Source organism: Pseudomonas sp. PDM31 (assembly GCF_019218965.1).
Lineage (GTDB): Bacteria > Pseudomonadota > Gammaproteobacteria > Pseudomonadales > Pseudomonadaceae > Aquipseudomonas.
This window is the reverse complement of sequence record NZ_JAHUWS010000008.1, coordinates 233,493-251,466: the sequence shown is the minus strand read 5'-3', so window position 1 is coordinate 251,466 and position 17,974 is coordinate 233,493. Positions and strand designations below refer to the sequence as shown.

Here is a 17,974-nt window from a genome sequence, read left to right as displayed (position 1 = left end):
GGGCCGCCCATGGACTTCACTTTTAACGATGACCAGTTGGCGTTCCGCGAAGCCATCAGTCGTTTCCTGATGACCGAAGCCGCACCGGAAATGCTCAGGGAAATCTGGGAGACCGATGCCGGGCGCTCTCGGGACTTGCGCAACAAGATCGCTGATCAGGGCCTGACCGCTTTGTCGGTGCCCGAGGCTGAAGGTGGCCTTGGCATGGACGATGTAACCTGGGCGCTGATGACCCAGGATCTGGGTTACTACGCCATTCCTGATTCCTTGGCCGACACCGCCTATGTCGCCAGTGGCTTGCTCGCCGCTCTGCCCGCGGGGCATCCCGCCCGCGCCGATCTGTTGCCACGGATCGCCGATGGCAGTTTGCGCATGGCAATCAGTCATCCTGTCAATGCCTTGGTCAGCGACGCGCAACTGGCCGAAGTGTTGATACTCACCGACGGCGACGACATCCACGTGGTGCCGCGAACCGAAGTGGACGTGGAAAACCACCCGAGCATCGATGCTTCGCGACGTCTGGGCCGGGTGAGCTGGACTCCGTCCGCGGCGACCTGCGTGGCCAGTGGCGAGCAGGGTCGGGCTTTGCAGGAACGCCTGTTGGACCGTGGCGCGCTGTCGGTGGCCGGGCAACTGTTAGGGCTGGCGCAGCGCATGCTGGACCTGTCGGTGGACTACGTGGCCCAACGCAAACAGTTCGGCAAACCGATCGGCAGTTTCCAGGCGGTCAAACATCACCTGGCCGACGTGGCCCGTTACATCGAACAGGCCAAGCCGGTGCTGTACCGCGCCGCCCATGCCTTGGCTCGGGGGGACGTCAACGCTGGCGTCTGGGTTTCCCAAGCGCGTCTGGCGGCGAATGAGGCGAGCTGGATTGCCGCGCGCAAAGGCATCCAGGTGCACGGTGCGATGGGGTACACCTGGGAAGTGGATCTGCAAATGTTCATGAAGCGAGCCTGGGCCCTCGATGCGTCCTGGGGGGACCGCGGCTTCCACAAAACCCGTGTCAGCGACTACCTGTTCGCCGACGCCACCGGCCTGGGGCCGGGGCATACTTTCGAGGAATGAGTCATGGCACAGGCCTACATTGTTGATGCACTGCGCAGCCCTACCGGCAAACGCAAGGGAGGGCTGAGCGAGATCCACGCGATTGACCTGGGCGCCCATGTGCTCAAGGCGCTGGTGGAGCGCAATGCGATCCCTGCGGAAGATTATGACGACGTGATATTCGGTTGCGTCGACACCATCGGTTCCCAGGCCGGCGATATCGCGCGCACCAGTTGGCTAGCCGCCGGTTTACCCCTGACGGTGCCCGGCACCACAGTCGATCGCCAGTGCGGGTCGTCGCAACAGGCGCTGCACTTCGCCGCGCAGGCGGTGATGAGCGGCACCCAGGATGTGGTTGCGGTGGGCGGGGTACAGACCATGACCCAGATCCCGATTTCCTCGGCAATGCTCGCCGGCCAGCCGCTGGGTTTTGCTGACCCGTTCTCGGGCAGCGTCGGCTGGCGCGCGCGGTTTGGCCAGCAGCCAGTGAACCAGTTCTACGCGGCACAACGGATTGCCGATCACTGGCAGATCAGCCGCGAGCAAATGGAAGCGTTTGCTTTGCAAAGCCACGAACGCGCTTTGGCGGCCATCGCCAGTGGCCGCTTTGCCCGGGAAATCGTCAGCTGCCAGGGCCTGGCGGTGGACGAAACCCCGCGCCACAGCAGCTTGGCGAAGATGGCCGAATTGCAACCGGTGGACCCGCAATTTCCCTCGATCACCGCGGCCGTTTCCAGCCAGACCTGCGACGCCTCGGCGGCGTTGCTGGTGGTGTCCGAGGCGGCGCTCAAGCGCTACGACCTGACGCCACGGGCACGGATTCATCAGTTGACGGTGCTCGGTGACGATCCGATCTGGCACCTCACCGCCCCGATTGCGGCTACCCGCCGGGCCTTGGCCAAAAGCGGCCTGAGCATGGCCGACATCGACCGCGTGGAGATCAACGAAGCCTTTGCCTCGGTGGTCATGGCCTGGGCCAAGGAGCTGGATTACGACCCTGCGCGCACTAACGTCAATGGCGGTGCGATTGCCCTCGGCCATCCGTTGGGCGCGACCGGCGCACGACTGATGACCACGCTGCTCAACGAACTGGAATGCAGCGGTGGCCGCTATGGCTTGCAAACCATGTGTGAAGGCGGCGGCCAGGCCAACGTGACCATCATCGAACGCTTGTAATTTTTTTTGCGGCCGCCGCTTCCGGCGCGCGGCCAGCTATTTATCAAGGAGTCAAACATGGCTATCTGTGCAGACCGCACCGTGATCATCACCGGGGCCGGCGGTGGCCTCGGTCGCGCCTACGCCCTGGCGTTCGCCGCCCAAGGGGCCAATGTCGTGGTCAACGATATTCGCGCCGAGGCTGCAGAAGACGTGGCGGGGGAGATCCGCGTCAACGGTGGGCAGGCGATTGCCAACAGTGACGACATCACCACCCTGGCCACTGCGCAGGGTATTGTCGATGCGGCATTGGCAGCGTTCGGTGAAGTGCATGTGCTGATCAACAACGCCGGGGTGTTGCGCGACCGCATGTTTATCAGCCTCAGTGAAGAAGACTGGGACATGGTCATGCGCGTCCACCTCAAGGGTCACTACTGCCTGGCCAATATCCTTGGTCGTCGCTGGCGCGATCTGGCCAAGGCCGGTACGCCGGTCGACGCGCGGATCATCAACACCAGCTCCGGCGCCGGCCTGCAGGGCTCGGTGGGGCAGTCCAATTATTCGGCGGCAAAGGGCGGTATCGCCTCCCTGACCCTGGTGCAAGCAGCGGAATTGGCCCGCTACGGCGTTACTGCCAACGCGCTGGCACCGGCCGCACGCACTTCGATGACCGAGAGCGCCATGCCCGACGTGGTGAAAAAACCCGATGACGGCAGCTTCGACGCCTGGGCAGCGGAGAACGTCGCGCCGCTGGTCGTGTGGCTGGGTAGCCCTGCATCGGCGCACATCAGCGGCCAGATCTTCGAAAGCCAGGGCGGGCGAATCTCCCTCGGTGACGGCTGGCGCACCGGGGTCACTCGCGACAAAGGCGCGTTGTGGCAGGTCGATGAAATCGGCGCGGCAGTGGACGCCATTCTCGCCGAAGCGCCAAAGGCGCAGAAAGTCTGGGGGAGTTGAGCCCCCCCTGTTGGTGCGAACCTGCTCGACATGGACGTTAGCGATAACGCGTGTTTGTGGATAAACGCGTCGTCTTCAGGTCTATCGCGAGAAGGCTCGCTCCTGCAACAGTCAATTTTTTTTGCAGCATCCTGCCGCCGCCATACCCCATTTTGACGATGCGCCCGCAACGCCCTCTCCGTACAAATGCAGCGTATTGATTTCTTCGGAGGTAGACGCTGTGAAACAAGCCCCCCCTTATGTTCCCGGTCATCAATTGCTGGCTGGAAAATCAGTGTTGATTACCGCTGCTGCCGGTGCCGGTATCGGTTATTCGGCGGCCCGCCGCAGTGCCGAGGAAGGCTGTCGGGCACTGATGATTTCTGATGTGCATGCGCGGCGGCTGGAGGAGGCAGTGGAGCGTCTCAAGGCCGAGACTGGCTTGCAGGCGATTTATGGCCAGGTGTGCAATGTGACTATCGAAGACGAAGTCCAGGCCTTGGTGGCTGCTGCCGAAGAGGCCCTGGGCGGGGTCGATGTGTTGATCAACAACGCCGGCCTGGGTGGCCAGAAGCGCGTTATGGATATGAGCGACGAAGAGTGGTTGCGGGTGCTGGATGTGACCTTGACCGGCACCTTCCGCATGACCCGGGCGATGTTGCCGCACATGCAGCGTCGTGGCGCCGGGGCCATCGTCAACAACGCCTCGGTGCTCGGTTGGCGGGCACAGAAAGAGCAAGCTCACTATGCCGCCGCCAAGGCAGGGGTGATGGCGTTCACCCGTTGCAGTGCCCTGGAAGCCGCCGAGTTCGGCGTGCGCATCAATGCCGTGTCGCCATCGATTGCCCTGCACGATTTCCTCAAGAAAGCCTCCAGCGAAGAGCTGCTAGCGAGCCTGGCCGGGCGCGAGGCGTTCGGTCGCGCCGCCGAGGTCTGGGAAGTGGCCAACGTAATGATGTTCCTGGCCAGCGACTACGCCTCCTACATGGTTGGCGAAGTGCTGTCCGTCAGTTCCCAGCAAGCTTGAGGATTGCCACATGAGTCACGTTTTCAGTAGTGCCCAGGCGTTGCTTGCGGCCGAGGGCCTGGACCTGGGCCACACCGAATGGCTGACCATTGACCAGCACCGCATCGATCTGTTTGCCCAAGCCACCAGTGATCACCAGTGGATTCATGTCGACCCGGTACGCGCCGCCAGCGGTCCTTTTGGTGCCTGCATTGCCCACGGTTACCTGACGCAGTCCCTGGCCAATCTGTTCATGCCGCAGTTGATGAACATCGAAAACATGGCCATGGGCGTCAACTATGGCAGCGACCGGGTGCGCTTCCCGGCACCGGTCAAGGTCGATTCGCGGGTGCGCGGCAGTGGCCGGATCATCCGCGCCGAAACTCTGGGCGACGCCGTGCAACTGGTCGTGCGCATGACCATGGAAGTCGAGGGCCAGGCGCGCCCGGGCTGCGTGATCGACACCATCAGCCGCTACACCTTCAACCCTATTTCCGAGTGAGTTGCCCATGGACCAGAATGAAGTTGTCATTGTCGCCACCGCCCGTACCGCGCTGGCCAAGTCGTTTCGCGGATCGTTCAACGATACCGAAGCCCCGGTGCTGGGCGGCCATGTTGTGCGCGCAGTGGTCGAGCGCGCTGGTATCGAGCCTGCTGACGTCGAGGATGTGATCATGGGCGCAGCGGTCCAGCAGGGCACCCAGGCCTATAACATCGGACGGCTCTGTGCCTACACCGGCGGTTTGCCGGACAGCGTGCCGGGCATGGCCCTGGACAGGATGTGTGCCTCGGGACTGATGAGTATCGGCGTCGCGGCCAAGGGCATCATGACCGGCGAGATGAGCATCGCCATCGGCGGCGGTGTGGAGTCGCTATCGCTGACCCAGACCAAACACAAAAACAGCTTTCGCGCGCAATCCGAAGCCGTTCTGCAGGTGATGCCCAGCGCCTACATCCCCATGATCGAAACCGCCGAGATCGTCTCGCGCCGCTACGGCATCAGCCGCGCCGCCCAGGATGAATACTCGCTGCAAAGCCAGCTGCGCACCGCTGCCGCCCAGCGCGACGGTCTGTTCGACGAGGAAATCGTCGGCCTGAGCGTGGACAAATTGTTGTTCGCCGCCGATGGTCAGCCCAATGGCCATGAACGCGTGCAGGTCTTGCGTGACGAGTGCAACCGGCCCAATACGCGCCTGGAAGACCTCGCGGGATTGAAGCCGGTGTGGAAGGACGGCAAATGGATCGAGCAGGGCGAGTTCGTCACCGCCGGCAACGCCTCGCAGTTCTCCGACGGTGCCGCGGCCAGTCTGCTGATGAGTCGAGCCGAGGCCAAGCGTCGCGGGTTGACGCCACTGGGCATCTACCGCGGCATTGCCGTGGGCGGTTGCGCGCCTGAGGAAATGGGCATCGGCCCGGTAATCGCCATTCCCAAACTGCTCAAGCGCTTTGGCCTGGGGGTGGCGGATATCGGTCTGTGGGAGATCAACGAGGCCTTTGCCAGCCAGGTCTTGCATTGCCGCGACGCGCTGCAGATCCCGGCCGAACGCCTGAACGTCAATGGCGGGGCGATTGCCATCGGGCACCCCTTCGGTATGTCCGGCGCGCGGATGGTTGGTCACGCCTTGCTCGAAGGTCGTCGGCGCGGCGTGCGTTATGTAGTGATCGCCATGTGCATCGGTGGCGGCATGGGCGCCGCCGGCCTTTTCGAGCTGCCGTGAGACGAGCGGGGCGCCGCCTCTGTTTCGATTCAATCCATGGGGGCCCGCCGGTCGGGCCCGCTGCTGGGGAATGGTTATGCAAAGTTGTATGCCCAATGCACAGGTCCTGGCGCAAATGGGCCTGGAGCTGGCCGAATACGAACGGATCATCGGCAACATCTACGAAGCGGCGATGAACACCCGCTGCCTGAGCGACTCGCTGCGCGAGATCCGCGGCTTGTTCAAGGCCAATTTCGTGACTCTGATCCTGCGGGTCCAGGATGAGCCGCTGCTGTCACCGATGGTCGTCGCCGGTGATATCGAACTGGGGCAGGGCGGGATCAACCATTACGCCTACTACGCCAAATCCACCCTGTTCGATGGCTTGCCCACCGACACCGTGTTCACCATCGATGAGCTGGTCAGCGATGCCGAATGGGCCAGTTCGGCGTTTTACCTGCTGTACTGCCAACCCTACGATTGTTACCACATGCTCGGTGCCGATATCCGCATGCCGGATGGCGGCACGGTGCGTTTCCGGATCAATCGGCCCCGGGGTCAACCAGCTTTCGGTGACACCGAGCGGGCCATGTGTGCCATGTTGCTGCCGCACCTGCGCCGGACCTTGCACATGTATTCGTTGCTCGACCGCAGCGAGTCCCTCGGCAGTCTGTATTCGCAGACGATCAGCCGCCTCGCGGTGGCGACTATCGTGCTCGATGAAAACGGCAGCGTGGTGCAACTCAACCCCGTGGCACGGGACATTCTCGCCAGTCAGGACGGCCTCAAGGTGGTGGGCGGGCGGCTGGAAGCGACCTACCCAAGTGACAATCGCGAGTTGACGCGCCTGGTACGCAACGCCTTCCAGCGTGCCAGGCAGGGCACCGCCAAGGGCGTGCAGTTGGCCGAGGCGACGTCGATTTCCCGTCCTTCAGGGCAGGTCAGCCTGGGGGTTGTGGTGGAGTTGATTCCCTCCCGGGATCTGCTCGAAGGCACCGGCAAGCCGACGGTGGTGGTGTATGTGCGCGATGCGGTGAGCAAGTCGCTGGTGAGCACGGTGCTGACGTCGCAACTGTATAACCTGACCCCGGCGGAAACCGCGCTGGCCCTGGAATTGGCCAACGGCTTGTCGCTGGAGGAAGCCTCGGAACTGCTTAACATCCGGCGTAATACCGCGCGTGCGCACCTGCGTTCGATTTTTTCCAAGACCGGCGTGCGGCGTCAGACCGAGCTGGTGCGGATCATGCTCAACAGCGTGGTGGCGCTGGGTGCGCCGCAGCAGGACGGGGCCCGGCTGTGAGGCGTGGCTGCGGTAAAATGCGTTAGTCCGTGCGGACGATGCTGCCGGCTTCCTGGCCTGTCGATACTGGGCAACCGTTGTCGAATCCAAGGAGAATAAAAATGACCGGCAGTAATCAGGCCTCTGGCTGGGCCATGACCTTGTTGTTGGGATGCTGTGCCGTGGGCACGGTGAATGCCGCACCAGAGGACATCCCGCGCCTGGGCAACGACTTGACGTGCCTGGGTGCGGAAAAGGCCGGCAATGCCGACGGCAGCATTCCGGCCTTCAGCGGCAAGTGGCTGGGTGCACCACCCCACGTTGATTTCAAGGGCACAGGCAACCATCCGGTGGATCCGTACCCGGACGAAAAACCGCTGTTTGTGATCACCGCGCAGAACATCGCGAAACACGACGCCTACCTGTCCGATGGCCAGAAAGCCCTGTTCAAGCTGTACCCAGGCACCTACAAAATGCCGGTCTATCCCTCGCATCGGGATTTCCGTTACAACGACGCGGTTTGCCAGGCCACTCGCGAGAACGCCAGCGTGGCACGTCTGGTGGATGATGGCGAAGGGGTGGTCGGCAAAACCGGCGGTACACCGTTCCCGGTACCGCGCAGCGGCCTGGAGCTGTTGAAGAACGCCTCGACTTTTACCTTGCGCGCCTGGACCGAGGAATATGTCTCCGATAACGCCTATGTGCTCAAGGACGGCAACATCAACTGGGGCCGCGTGCATTCGCGCAACCTGGCACCGTCGCTGGAGCCTGGCAAGATTGGCGAAACCATCGGCAACTCGTCGTTCTATCTAAATGAAACCCTGCTGCCACAACGGGACAAGGGTGAGATCAATACAGGCACTGAGTTCTGGAACGACAAGACCGAACCGCGCCAGGCCTGGCGTTACGATCCGGGCACCCGTCGCGTGCGCCAGTCGCCAGGCTATGGTTTCGACATGTCGTTCCCCGGCAGCGGAGGCTCGATCACCGTGGACGAAGTGCGCCTGTTCAACGGTTCCGGCCAGCGCTACGACTGGAAGATCGTCGGCAAGCGCGAGATGTACATACCCTACAACACCTATCGCTTGCATGCAGGCAATCTCAAGTACGCCGACCTGCTGACCCCCGGCCACATCAACCCCGAGGCCATGCGTTATGAGCGCCATCGGGTCTGGGAACTGGAAGGCACACTCAAGCCGGGCTATCGCCACTTGTATGGCAAACGCAAGTTGTATGTCGACGAAGACACCTGGTTCCCGATGCTCGCCGATAACTACGACAACCGGGGCGAGCTGTGGCGCACCTCGATGGTCAACTACTTCTACGCCTACGAAAGTCAGCGTCAGCAGGCGGGTGTGGGCCTGTACTACGACCTCAATGCCGGCAGCTACCTGGCGTTCAACCTGATCAATGAGCAGCGCAACGGTTACCTGTTGAACAAACCCGGCTTCAGCCCCCGCGACTTTGGCCCCGAGGCCGCGCGGCGTTTCGGCCAGTAACCGGCAAGTACGGCGCCCGTTGTGCCATGGGCGCCGATTGAGAGTAGGTCGCATTTGATCTAGTCCAATTGAACGATGATCTGCTTGCGCGACTGCTTAATGATGTTCGCCATGGGATCACCCTGTATTTCTTGGGGGCATTGCCTGCCCCCAAGGCTGCATTCGAGGAACAATAACAATGACCAAACTCGCTGAAATCAACATCGAGAACGCCCAGCGTACCCACCGTTACGCGCGCGGCTGGCACTGCCTGGGCAATGCGAGCGATTACCGTGATGGCAAGCCGCATACCCTGGAAGTCTTCGGCACCCGCCTGGTGGCTTTTGCCGACAGCCAGGGCAACATCAGCATTCTGGATGCCTATTGCCCGCACATGGGCGCCGACCTGTCTCAGGGCACCATCGAGAACGACAGGCTGGTGTGCCCGTTCCACCACTGGAAGTACGACACCGGTGGCAAATGCGTGGAGATCCCTTACTGCAAGCGCATTCCACCCAAGGCCAAGACCCGCAGTTGGTTGACCTGCGAGGAAAACAATCTGCTGTTCGTCTGGAACAACCCGGAGGGCCGTGCGCCAAAAGAGGGTGTGGTCATTCCACACCTGCCGGAGATGGACGATCCGGACTGGATTCATGACTGGAACATCGACACCATGCACATCGAAACCAACCCACGGGAGTTGGTCGATAACCTGGTGGATGCCCAGCACTTCGGGCCGGTGCACGGTACGCCGACCAAGTACTTCGCCAACGTCTTCGAAGGCCATATCGGCCATCAGATTTTCCATGGCGACTCCGAGCGCCTGGGCGGCGACCTGATTGCGCCATCGGCTTACTACGGGCCAGCCACTCACTTCACGCATATCAGTTCGATGTTCGGCGACGCGCGGATCCACGCCATTCTGCTCAACAGCCACGTGCCGGTGACGCCAAACAGTTTCGACCTGCGCTTCGGTTGCATGGTCAAGCGAGTGCCGGGATGGACCGAAGAGCAGAACCAGGAAGTTGCCAGGGCCTATGTCGAAGGTAACCGTGACTCGTTCTACCAGGACGTGGTGATCTGGAAGCACAAAATTCGTATCGACAAGCCGGTATTGGCAGAAACCGATGGCCCGGTGTATCAGCTGCGTGAGTGGTACGAGCAGTTCTTCACCAATGAGGACGACGTGCCTGCGTTCATGGCGCAGCGCCGCGAGTTCATTACGGTGGACGAGCGCTGACAGGGCAACAGGGCGCCTTCGAGAGATCTGCATCGGTCACGCGAAGGCGCCGTTATAAAGGGGACTGCCCACGCAGTTTCGATTCACAGGCCATGAGAGCACTGACAATGAAAATAAAAAGTCATCTCGCCTATTGTGTTCCGTTTTTGATCCTGTTTTTCCTGGTATTTACCGTGTTGGTTTCTGTGCCGCCGGAACCCGCCAGCGTCAAGGCCTGCAAACGTTACGCGAGTTGTGTGGCGATGAGTTCGAGCGTTCCGAACTGGATCAATTTTCGCTAGGGGAACTGACCGAGGCGTCAGGAGATTCAGCGGCCAGTTTCAATCGGTCAGCCTTGCTGATGTATTTAGGCTTTTTCGGTGCCAGTTTGGCGCTGGCCTTTTTGGCCTTGGCCTTGAACAACTGTTGCAGCTTTTTTTGACGGTTCATGTTTTTCCATCTCGCTTGTAAGTGTTTGAATGATATCAGCGTAGCCCTTGCCTGGCCTTATCGTCCGGTGAGGCGGGGCTTGTAGGCAATTGTGGCTATTGCAAATTACCCCGCGCACCTGCCGATCAGCTAAACCAGCGTATGGAAGGCCGCTGCTATAAGCCGACACTGGCATCGGGCCCGCCGGAGTGGCGCGAACTGCTGCACATTTCGATCATTAACTTGTCACTTCCGGTCATTGAGTGGCAGCCTCCCGACTCTTAGTCTGTCGAACATGACTGACGGGCGCCGTAGAGCTCCCGCATTTTCCGTGATCGTTCGATGTGGAGTTACCGATGACCGCCGCTCATTACCCGCACCTGCTGGCTCCGCTGGACCTGGGATTCACCACGCTGCGTAACCGCACCCTGATGGGGTCGATGCACACCGGTCTTGAAGAGAAGCCGGGTGGCTTCGAGCGCATGGCGGCGTACTTTGCCGAGCGCGCCCTGGGTGGTGTCGGCTTGATGGTTACCGGTGGTATCGGCCCGAACGAAGAGGGTGGCGTGTATTCCGGTGCGGCCAAGCTGACCACCGAGGAAGAGGCGCTCAAGCACCGCATCGTCACCCGTGCGGTGCACGAGGCAGGCGGCAAGATCTGCATGCAGATCCTTCACGCCGGGCGTTATGCCTACAGCCCGAAGCAGGTTGCGCCAAGTGCGATCCAGGCGCCGATCAACCCGTTCAAGCCAAAAGAGCTGGACGAGGAAGGCATCGAGAAACAGATCAGCGATTTCGTCACCTGTTCGACCCTGGCCCAACAGGCCGAGTACGACGGTGTGGAAATCATGGGTTCCGAAGGTTATTTCATTAACCAGTTCCTTGCGGCGCACACCAACCACCGTACCGACCGTTGGGGCGGCAGCTACGAAAACCGTATGCGCCTGCCGGTGGAAATCGTCCGTCGCGTACGTGAAGCGGTCGGCCCGAATTTCATCATCATTTTCCGCCTGTCGATGCTCGATCTGGTGGAAGGCGGCAGCACCTGGGAAGAAATCGTGCAGTTGGCCAAGGCCATCGAGCAGGCCGGTGCGACCATCATCAACACCGGTATCGGCTGGCACGAAGCGCGGATCCCGACCATCGCCACCAAGGTGCCGCGCGCGGCATTCAGCAAGGTCACGGCCAAGCTGCGGGGTTCGGTGAGCATTCCGTTGATCACCACCAACCGCATCAATACTCCGGAAGTGGCCGAGCAGATTCTCGCCGAGGGCGATGCAGACATGGTTTCCATGGCGCGGCCGTTCCTCGCCGACCCGGATTTCGTCAACAAGGCCGCTGAAGGCCGCGCTGATGAAATCAACACCTGCATCGGCTGCAACCAGGCGTGCCTGGACCACACCTTTGGCGGCAAGCTGACCAGTTGCCTGGTCAACCCGCGTGCCTGCCATGAAACCGAACTCAATTATCTGCCGGTACAGCAGGTGAAGAAAATCGCCGTGGTCGGCGCAGGTCCTGCCGGTCTGTCTGCGGCGACCGTGGCCGCCGAGCGCGGTCACCAGGTCACGCTGTTCGATTCGGCCAGCGAAATTGGTGGTCAGTTCAACATCGCCAAGCGGGTGCCGGGCAAGGAAGAGTTCTTTGAGACCATTCGCTACTTCAACCGCAAATTGCAGACCACTAACGTCGAGGTGTGCCTGAACACCCGCGTGAATGTGGCGCAACTGGTCGAAGGCGGTTACGACGAGATCATTCTGGCCACCGGCATTGCGCCGCGAGTGCCGGCGATTCCAGGCGTGGAGAGTGCCAAGGTGCTGAGCTACCTGGATGTGATCCTGCAGCGCAAGCCAGTGGGCAAGCGTGTTGCGGTGATTGGTGCCGGTGGGATCGGTTTTGACGTGTCGGAGTTCCTGGTTCACCAGGGTGAGGCCACCAGCCAGAACCGCGAGGCTTTCTGGAAAGAGTGGGGCATCGATACGCACCTCGAGGCGCGCGGTGGTGTCGCCGGTATCAAGGCGCAGCCCCATGCACCGGCCCGCGAGGTGTTCCTGCTACAACGCAAGAAATCCAAGGTCGGCGACGGCCTGGGCAAGACCACCGGCTGGATTCACCGTACCGGTCTGAAGAACAAGCAGGTGCAGATGCTCAACAGCGTCGAATACCTGAAGATCGACGAAGACGGCCTGCACATCCGCATCGGCGAAACCGGCGAGCCGCAAGTGCTTGCGGTGGACAATATCGTGATCTGCGCGGGGCAGGATCCGCTGCGTGAATTGCACGACGGTCTGGTCGCGGCGGGGCAGAAGGTGCACCTGATCGGCGGCGCGGATGTCGCGGCAGAGCTGGATGCCAAGCGGGCGATCAATCAAGGTTCGCGGTTGGCGGCAGAGCTTTAATAAAGCGCCTGGTACCCGAGGCTTTCGTTGGAGCGCCGACCTGCCAAGGGCGGTGTTTCGCGGAGGCGGTCTTTGAGCGAGCGGGAGGCTGGTTCTGCAGCGAAAGCCTGTTCTTGCGGCGCAAAGCATCGTAGTTTGCGGGCCATGACTACAAGGACGTTTTGGGGTAAAAGTGGGAGCTTATCGTCTGTTATTGGCCGTTCTAGTGGCCGTTTCTCATATGGGCAAGACGTTCGCTGGGCTGAACCCCGGCGTGGTCGCCGTGATTTCATTCCTGATCATCAGCGGTTTCGTGATGACTTCGCTGATCGAGCGCCACTATAAGGCGCCGGGGAACGTCGGTCTGTTCTACATGGACAGGGCTTTGCGGCTGTATCCGCAGTTCCTGTTCTACTTCGTCATCTCCTGCGTGGTGATCTGTTTCCTGCTGCCAGGTACGCCCCAGGCTGCTGACCTGACGCTCGGGAATATCGCTGCAAGCCTTCCTATTGTGCCCCTTGGCTTCTACATGTTCGGGGCGGCCGGGGTAGAGATCCTGCCACCGGCCTGGTCGCTGGGGCTTGAGATGTGCTTCTACCTGGCGATCCCCTTCCTGATTATCTACAAGCTGCGGGGAGTCGCGTTTGCCCTGTCGGTTGTGGTCTTCATGGCCGCGTATCTTGGCTTGATCAACACCGATCTGTACGGCTACCGACTATTGCCGGGCGTCCTGTTCATGTTTCTGTGCGGCAGCTACCTGTACAAACCACAGGCGAAGGGATTGGCGATAGCGGGCGGTACCGCGGTGGCGGCGGCGCTGATGTTCCTGGCGATCATGGCCGGTGTGGTCGAGCGCCGGCCGTTCAATGCCGAAGTGACTGCCGGCCTGGCGTTGGGTGTGCCCGTCGTGTATTTACTGACGAAACTCAGGTTTCACCGGGTTGACGAGTTCCTCGGGAATATCAGCTACGGGGTGTTCCTGAATCACTTTGTGGTGATGTACTTTCTGCGCGCCTTCTGGCCGGTTGCCTATGATGGGTACATCGTTGCCATCGTGCTGGGCCTGTCGTTGTTACTGAGCGGCGTTTCGTACTACTACGTTGAACGGCCCGCCTTGACGCTTCGTCATGCGCTTCGGGCCAGGGTGAGGTATGGTGTGGCACAATCGCGGGACCGTGAAATAGCGGCATGATGTGAGTGGGGCCTGGAGTTGCGGCTACCTTGCCCGATATCATCACGCCGTTTTATTCAAGGGGCTGCCACCGGATTTTCCCAGACCATCCTCACCTGTGCCCGCCTGTTCCCTTCATTGCCCGCAATCCTGGGTCCGCGCTGGTATTCAACTCAGTCCAACACGCCGATGCTTTCTCCTCCCGCACACTGGCTCCCCCAAGCCTCCCTCGATCCCCTTCATCTAGACTGGCTGAAAAATGCCGGCATCGAAGTCGCGATCTTGCGCCTTGACCAGATCGACCCGCTGATCAGCGGCAACAAATGGTTCAAGCTCATCGAACACCTCAAGGCCGCTGACCGCGTCGGTGCCGCGGGCATCATCAGCCTCGGGGGAGCGCACTCCAACCACCTGCATGCGCTGGCTGCGGCGGGCAAACGCTTCGGCTTTCGCACCGTTGGCCTACTGCGCGGGCATCCTCAGGAAACGGCCACGATCAAGGATTTGCAGGCGTTCGGCATGCAACTGCACTGGCTTGGCTACGCAGGTTACAGAGAGAGACATACCGCGGGTTTCTGGGCGCCATGGCAGGCGCAGTATCCCGACCTGCTTGCCGTTGGCGAAGGTGGCGGTGGGCTGCAGGGCGCCAAGGGCTGCAAGCAGCTCAAGACCATGGTAGACGACCAACTGCAGGACCTGGGCTGGAGCGACCATGACGGCTGGTGGCTGGCCTGCGGCACCGGCACGACCCTGGCCGGGCTGGTATTGGCCGAGGCGGGGAAGCATGCGGTGTTCGGTGCGCTGGCGGTGCCTGACGATCATGGTGTGGCGCAGCAGGTGGAGGCGATCATCGAGGAAGCGGGGCTGAGCGGTTCGGCTTATGAATTGCTCGACGCCAGCCGTGGTGGTTTTGCCAGGGTGGATCCGGAGTTGATCGGGTTCATCCAACAGAGCGAGCAGGCCAGTGGCATTCCCCTCGAACCACTGTACACCGGCAAAGCGCTGCTGGCGCTCAGGCAGCAGGTTGAAGGGGGTAAATTCGCCCCGGGGACTCGGCTGATCTTCATCCATACCGGCGGCTTGCAAGGGCGGCGTGGCTTCGAAACACAAAGCTGAAAGACTGTGGAGATCCAAGTGTGGGAGCGGGCTTGCTCGCGAATGCGGTGTGTCAGGCAAAGTTAATGCGACTGACACACCGCCTTCGCGAGCAAGCCCGCTCCCACATTTGGGTTATCGCTTGTTTCAGGAATCGCGGTTCACCCGCTTGGGCATCATCCGCAGCAGGGTGTTATCGCCCACCACATAATGGTGATACAGCCCGGCCAAGGCATGCAGGCCGATCAGCCAGTAGCCGATGGTACCGCCCAGTTCATGCCATTCCTTGATCTGTCGGGCCAGTTCCTTGTCTTCGGCCACCAGCAGCGGCAGGTCGAAGCCATAGAACATCACCTGGTTGCCCTTGGCACTGGTCACCAGCCAGCCAAGTAGCGGCATGGCGATCATGAAGATGTACAGCGCCCAGTGCATCAGTCTGGCCAGCAGGGTCTGCCATTGGGGCGAGGCCGGAAAGATCTGCGGCGCCGGGCCCAGGCTGCGTGCGAACAAGCGCAACCAGACCAATACAAACACGGTCAGGCCGAGCATGAAGTGCGACTCCACGATCAGCGTGCGGCTGCCACTGCCTTTGGGGAAGAATCCGCGCAGTTCGATACAGGCGTAAACCACCGCCAGCAGGACCAGCATCAACCAGTGCAGCGTGATCGATACGGTGCTGTAGCGCGAGGCTGAGTTTTTCCAGGGCATAGGTTAGTCCTCACAGGTCCGGTTCATAGCTGCCGTTCTTGATTGACGGTTATGCCTTAACTGTAATCCTGTCTGGCGGATTTGCCTTGGGCAAATTGTCCTCGCAATGCTCTGGATCAAGCGATGGGCAAAAAAACGCACCGCGCTCTTTGTAGACGTGGGCCTGCTCCCGATGGAGTGTCAATCACATCGGTGTCGACTGATACTCCATCGGGAGCAGGCTCGCGCCTACAAGAGCGCGGTGCGTTTCTGAAGAATTGGATCAGCTCGCCTGTGGCATCTCGCCATTGGCCAGGCGTTTGTTGATGTCGGCGATCACTTGCGGCAGGTCGGTGATGGTGTCGATCATGTAGTGCGGGCGCGAGCCTTCGAACAGGGTGTGGATGCGCTTGCGTTCACTGTCCAGGGTGTCGCTGGCCAGGGCGCGATAACCTTCATAATCCAGGCCCAGGGCGTTGCCTGAGCAGATCAGCGCCACCGTCCACATGCCGGCACGGCGACCTTCGAGAATGCCCGGTACCGTGTCGTCAATTTTCACGCAGGCGGCGACGTCATCAATGCCCAGGGCGATGACGTTGGCCAGCGCCTGGGCCGGCCATGGGCGGCCGTTTGGCACTTCGTCGGTGGCAACCACGTGATCGGCCACGTAACCGTTGGTGGCAGCCAGCTCGACCACTTTGTCCATGACCTGTTTCGGATAGCCGGAGCACGAACCGATCTTGATCCCTTGCTGGCGCAGGTTGGCGATGGTCTCCAGGGCACCGGGAATCAGTGCCGAATGCTCGGCGATCTTTTCGATCTGCAGCGGCATGAAGCGCTGGTAGATGGCGGTGACGTCATCGTCGGTCGGCGTGCGACCGAACACCTTGCGGTAACGCTCGGCGACCTGTGGCTGGTCGCATAGGGTACGGATGTGATCCCACTTGCCCATGCCCATCGGGCCACGGGCTTCTTCAATAGACACCTGGACGTCGAACTCGGCGAAGGCTTCGACGAAAATCTGGGTCGGGGCGAAGGAGCCGAAGTCGACGACGGTGCCGGCCCAGTCGAGGATGGCGGCCTGGAGTTTGGTTGGGTTGGTGTAGTTCATAGTGATAGATCCTGTGGCAACTGGCGGATAGGGAGCTGCTTTGGGTGGGAGCGGGCTTGCTCGCGAAAGCGGACTGACATTCAAAATTGATGTCGACTGATACACCGCCTTCGCGAGCAAGCCCGCTCCCACAGGGGGATTGCGGTGTTGATCAGATTTCGAGGACTTCCATCTCGCTCAGCACTTGCGCCACCGCCGCCACCGCTTCGCGCATTTGCGCCGGAGTGACATGGCCGATGCAGCCGACGCGGAAGGTTTCGACCTGGGTCAGCTTGCCGGGGTAGAGGATGTAACCCTTGGCCTTGACCCGTTCGTAGAATTCCTTGAACTGATAGCGCGGATCTTTCGGTGCATGGAAGGTGGCAATGATCGGCGCCTGAATGGCGGCCGGCAGGAAGCTGCGCAAGCCGAGTTTGCTCATTTCTTCCATCAGCGCCTGACAGTTGGCGGCGTAACGCCGATGCCGGGCCGGCAAGCCACCTTCTTCGTTGTATTGCAGCAGGGCTTCGTGCAGCGCAGCGACCACATGGGTCGGCGGGGTGAAGCGCCACTGACCGGTCCTGGCCATGTAGCTGTGCTGGTCATGCAGGTCCATCGCCAGGGAATGCGAGTTGCCGGCGGCGCTGGCCAGGGACTCCTTGCGAGCGAAGACAAAACCCATCCCCGGCACGCCCTCCAGGCATTTGCCCGAGGCCGCGATCAGCGCGTCGAACGGCACCTGTTGCGCATCCACCGGCAGTGCGCCGAATGAGCTCATGGCATCGATGATCAGGCGCTTGCCATGGCGCGCAATCACCTGGGCAATTTCCGGCAGCGGGTTGAGGATGCCGGTGCTGGTTTCGCAATGAATCAGCGCGACATGAGTAATGCCTGGGTCGGCTCGCAGCAGGCGATCGACGTCGTTGGCGGTGGTGGGTTCGTCCTCGGCGGTTTCGAAGGTACTGAACGAGCGGCCGAGCACGTCACAGATTTTCGCCAGGCGCTTGCCGTAGGCGCCGTTGATCAATACGAGGATTTTGCCGTCGCGCGGCACCAGGGTGCCGATCGCCGCTTCGACGGCGAAGGTGCCGCTGCCTTGCAGGGGCACGCAGTGGTGGCTGGCGGCGCCGTTGATGATCGCCAGCAGCTGTTCGCAGAGGCTGGCGGTCAGTTGATTGAAGCGGTCATCCCATGAACCCCAGTCCACCATCATTGCCTGGCGGGTGCGGGCCGATGTGGTCAACGGGCCGGGGGTGAGCAGGATAGGTTCGGCAGTACTCATTCTCGTGTCCTCGCAATCGATGGGATGA

At 61.3% G+C, this 17,974-nt stretch carries 16 protein-coding genes; 12 read left to right on the top strand and 4 right to left on the bottom strand.

Annotated features, from left to right (window positions below; translation table 11 throughout):
• Nucleotides 1–9 precede the first annotated feature (9 nt).
• From KW839_RS17560 to KW839_RS17520, 9 genes are all read left to right on the top strand, one after another.
• Nucleotides 10–1,068 carry an acyl-CoA dehydrogenase family protein gene (locus tag KW839_RS17560; RefSeq protein ID WP_060543481.1) on the top strand — a complete coding sequence of 353 codons (1,059 nt, stop codon included), beginning with the start codon at nt 10–12 and terminating at the stop codon, nt 1,066–1,068.
• A 3-nt stretch (nt 1,069–1,071) separates the two neighbouring features.
• Entirely contained in the window at nt 1,072–2,223 is a 1,152-nt protein-coding gene (locus KW839_RS17555; RefSeq protein ID WP_060543482.1) for an acetyl-CoA C-acetyltransferase, read from the top strand.
• Nucleotides 2,224–2,280: 57 nt separating this feature from the next.
• The gene (locus KW839_RS17550; protein ID WP_060543483.1) at nt 2,281–3,159 is read left to right on the top strand and encodes an SDR family oxidoreductase; all 879 of its coding nucleotides are present in this window, start codon (nt 2,281–2,283) and stop codon (nt 3,157–3,159) included.
• Between the two features lie 220 nt (nt 3,160–3,379).
• On the top strand, nt 3,380–4,165 hold the full coding sequence (locus KW839_RS17545; RefSeq protein ID WP_060543484.1) for an SDR family oxidoreductase: 786 nt from the start codon (nt 3,380–3,382) through the stop codon (nt 4,163–4,165).
• A gap of 10 nt (nt 4,166–4,175) precedes the next feature.
• Entirely contained in the window at nt 4,176–4,646 is a 471-nt protein-coding gene (locus tag KW839_RS17540; RefSeq protein ID WP_060543485.1) for a MaoC family dehydratase, read from the top strand.
• Nucleotides 4,647–4,653: 7 nt separating this feature from the next.
• On the top strand, nt 4,654–5,862 hold the full coding sequence (locus tag KW839_RS17535) for an acetyl-CoA C-acyltransferase (RefSeq protein WP_060543486.1): 1,209 nt from the start codon (nt 4,654–4,656) through the stop codon (nt 5,860–5,862).
• Between the two features lie 76 nt (nt 5,863–5,938).
• Nucleotides 5,939–7,141, top strand: a complete 1,203-nt coding sequence (locus KW839_RS17530; protein WP_060543487.1) for a helix-turn-helix transcriptional regulator — start codon at nt 5,939–5,941, stop codon at nt 7,139–7,141.
• A gap of 101 nt (nt 7,142–7,242) precedes the next feature.
• Nucleotides 7,243–8,619 carry a DUF1329 domain-containing protein gene (locus tag KW839_RS17525; protein ID WP_082457612.1) on the top strand — a complete coding sequence of 459 codons (1,377 nt, stop codon included), beginning with the start codon at nt 7,243–7,245 and terminating at the stop codon, nt 8,617–8,619.
• Nucleotides 8,620–8,797: 178 nt separating this feature from the next.
• On the top strand, nt 8,798–9,838 hold the full coding sequence (locus KW839_RS17520) for a Rieske 2Fe-2S domain-containing protein (protein WP_060543488.1): 1,041 nt from the start codon (nt 8,798–8,800) through the stop codon (nt 9,836–9,838).
• A gap of 267 nt (nt 9,839–10,105) precedes the next feature.
• On the opposite strand, the gene KW839_RS17515 is transcribed toward KW839_RS17520, so the two are convergent.
• Complete coding sequence (locus KW839_RS17515; RefSeq protein WP_218425039.1) at nt 10,106–10,267, bottom strand: DUF2986 domain-containing protein; 162 nt, start codon at nt 10,265–10,267, stop codon at nt 10,106–10,108.
• A gap of 335 nt (nt 10,268–10,602) precedes the next feature.
• Between KW839_RS17515 and KW839_RS17510 the strand changes: the two genes are divergently transcribed.
• The 3 genes from KW839_RS17510 (at nt 10,603) to KW839_RS17500 (ending at nt 14,908) form a co-directional block, all read left to right on the top strand.
• On the top strand, nt 10,603–12,642 hold the full coding sequence (locus KW839_RS17510; RefSeq protein ID WP_218425038.1) for an NADPH-dependent 2,4-dienoyl-CoA reductase: 2,040 nt from the start codon (nt 10,603–10,605) through the stop codon (nt 12,640–12,642).
• 172 nt (nt 12,643–12,814) lie between these two features.
• A complete protein-coding gene (locus tag KW839_RS17505) occupies nt 12,815–13,813 on the top strand; it encodes an acyltransferase (RefSeq protein WP_218425037.1) in 999 nt (332 codons plus the stop codon).
• A 168-nt stretch (nt 13,814–13,981) separates the two neighbouring features.
• A complete protein-coding gene (locus KW839_RS17500) occupies nt 13,982–14,908 on the top strand; it encodes a 1-aminocyclopropane-1-carboxylate deaminase/D-cysteine desulfhydrase (RefSeq protein ID WP_218425036.1) in 927 nt (308 codons plus the stop codon).
• Nucleotides 14,909–15,034: 126 nt separating this feature from the next.
• On the opposite strand, the gene KW839_RS17495 is transcribed toward KW839_RS17500, so the two are convergent.
• The 3 genes from KW839_RS17495 to KW839_RS17485 form a co-directional block, all read right to left on the bottom strand.
• Nucleotides 15,035–15,595 carry a cytochrome b gene (locus KW839_RS17495; protein ID WP_218425035.1) on the bottom strand — a complete coding sequence of 187 codons (561 nt, stop codon included), beginning with the start codon at nt 15,593–15,595 and terminating at the stop codon, nt 15,035–15,037.
• A 262-nt stretch (nt 15,596–15,857) separates the two neighbouring features.
• The gene (gene phnX, locus KW839_RS17490) at nt 15,858–16,685 is read right to left on the bottom strand and encodes a phosphonoacetaldehyde hydrolase (protein WP_218425034.1); all 828 of its coding nucleotides are present in this window, start codon (nt 16,683–16,685) and stop codon (nt 15,858–15,860) included.
• 151 nt (nt 16,686–16,836) lie between these two features.
• Nucleotides 16,837–17,946: a 2-aminoethylphosphonate--pyruvate transaminase gene (locus tag KW839_RS17485; protein ID WP_060543494.1), complete on the bottom strand. Its 1,110-nt coding sequence runs from the start codon at nt 17,944–17,946 to the stop codon at nt 16,837–16,839.
• Nucleotides 17,947–17,974: the final 28 nt, after the last annotated feature.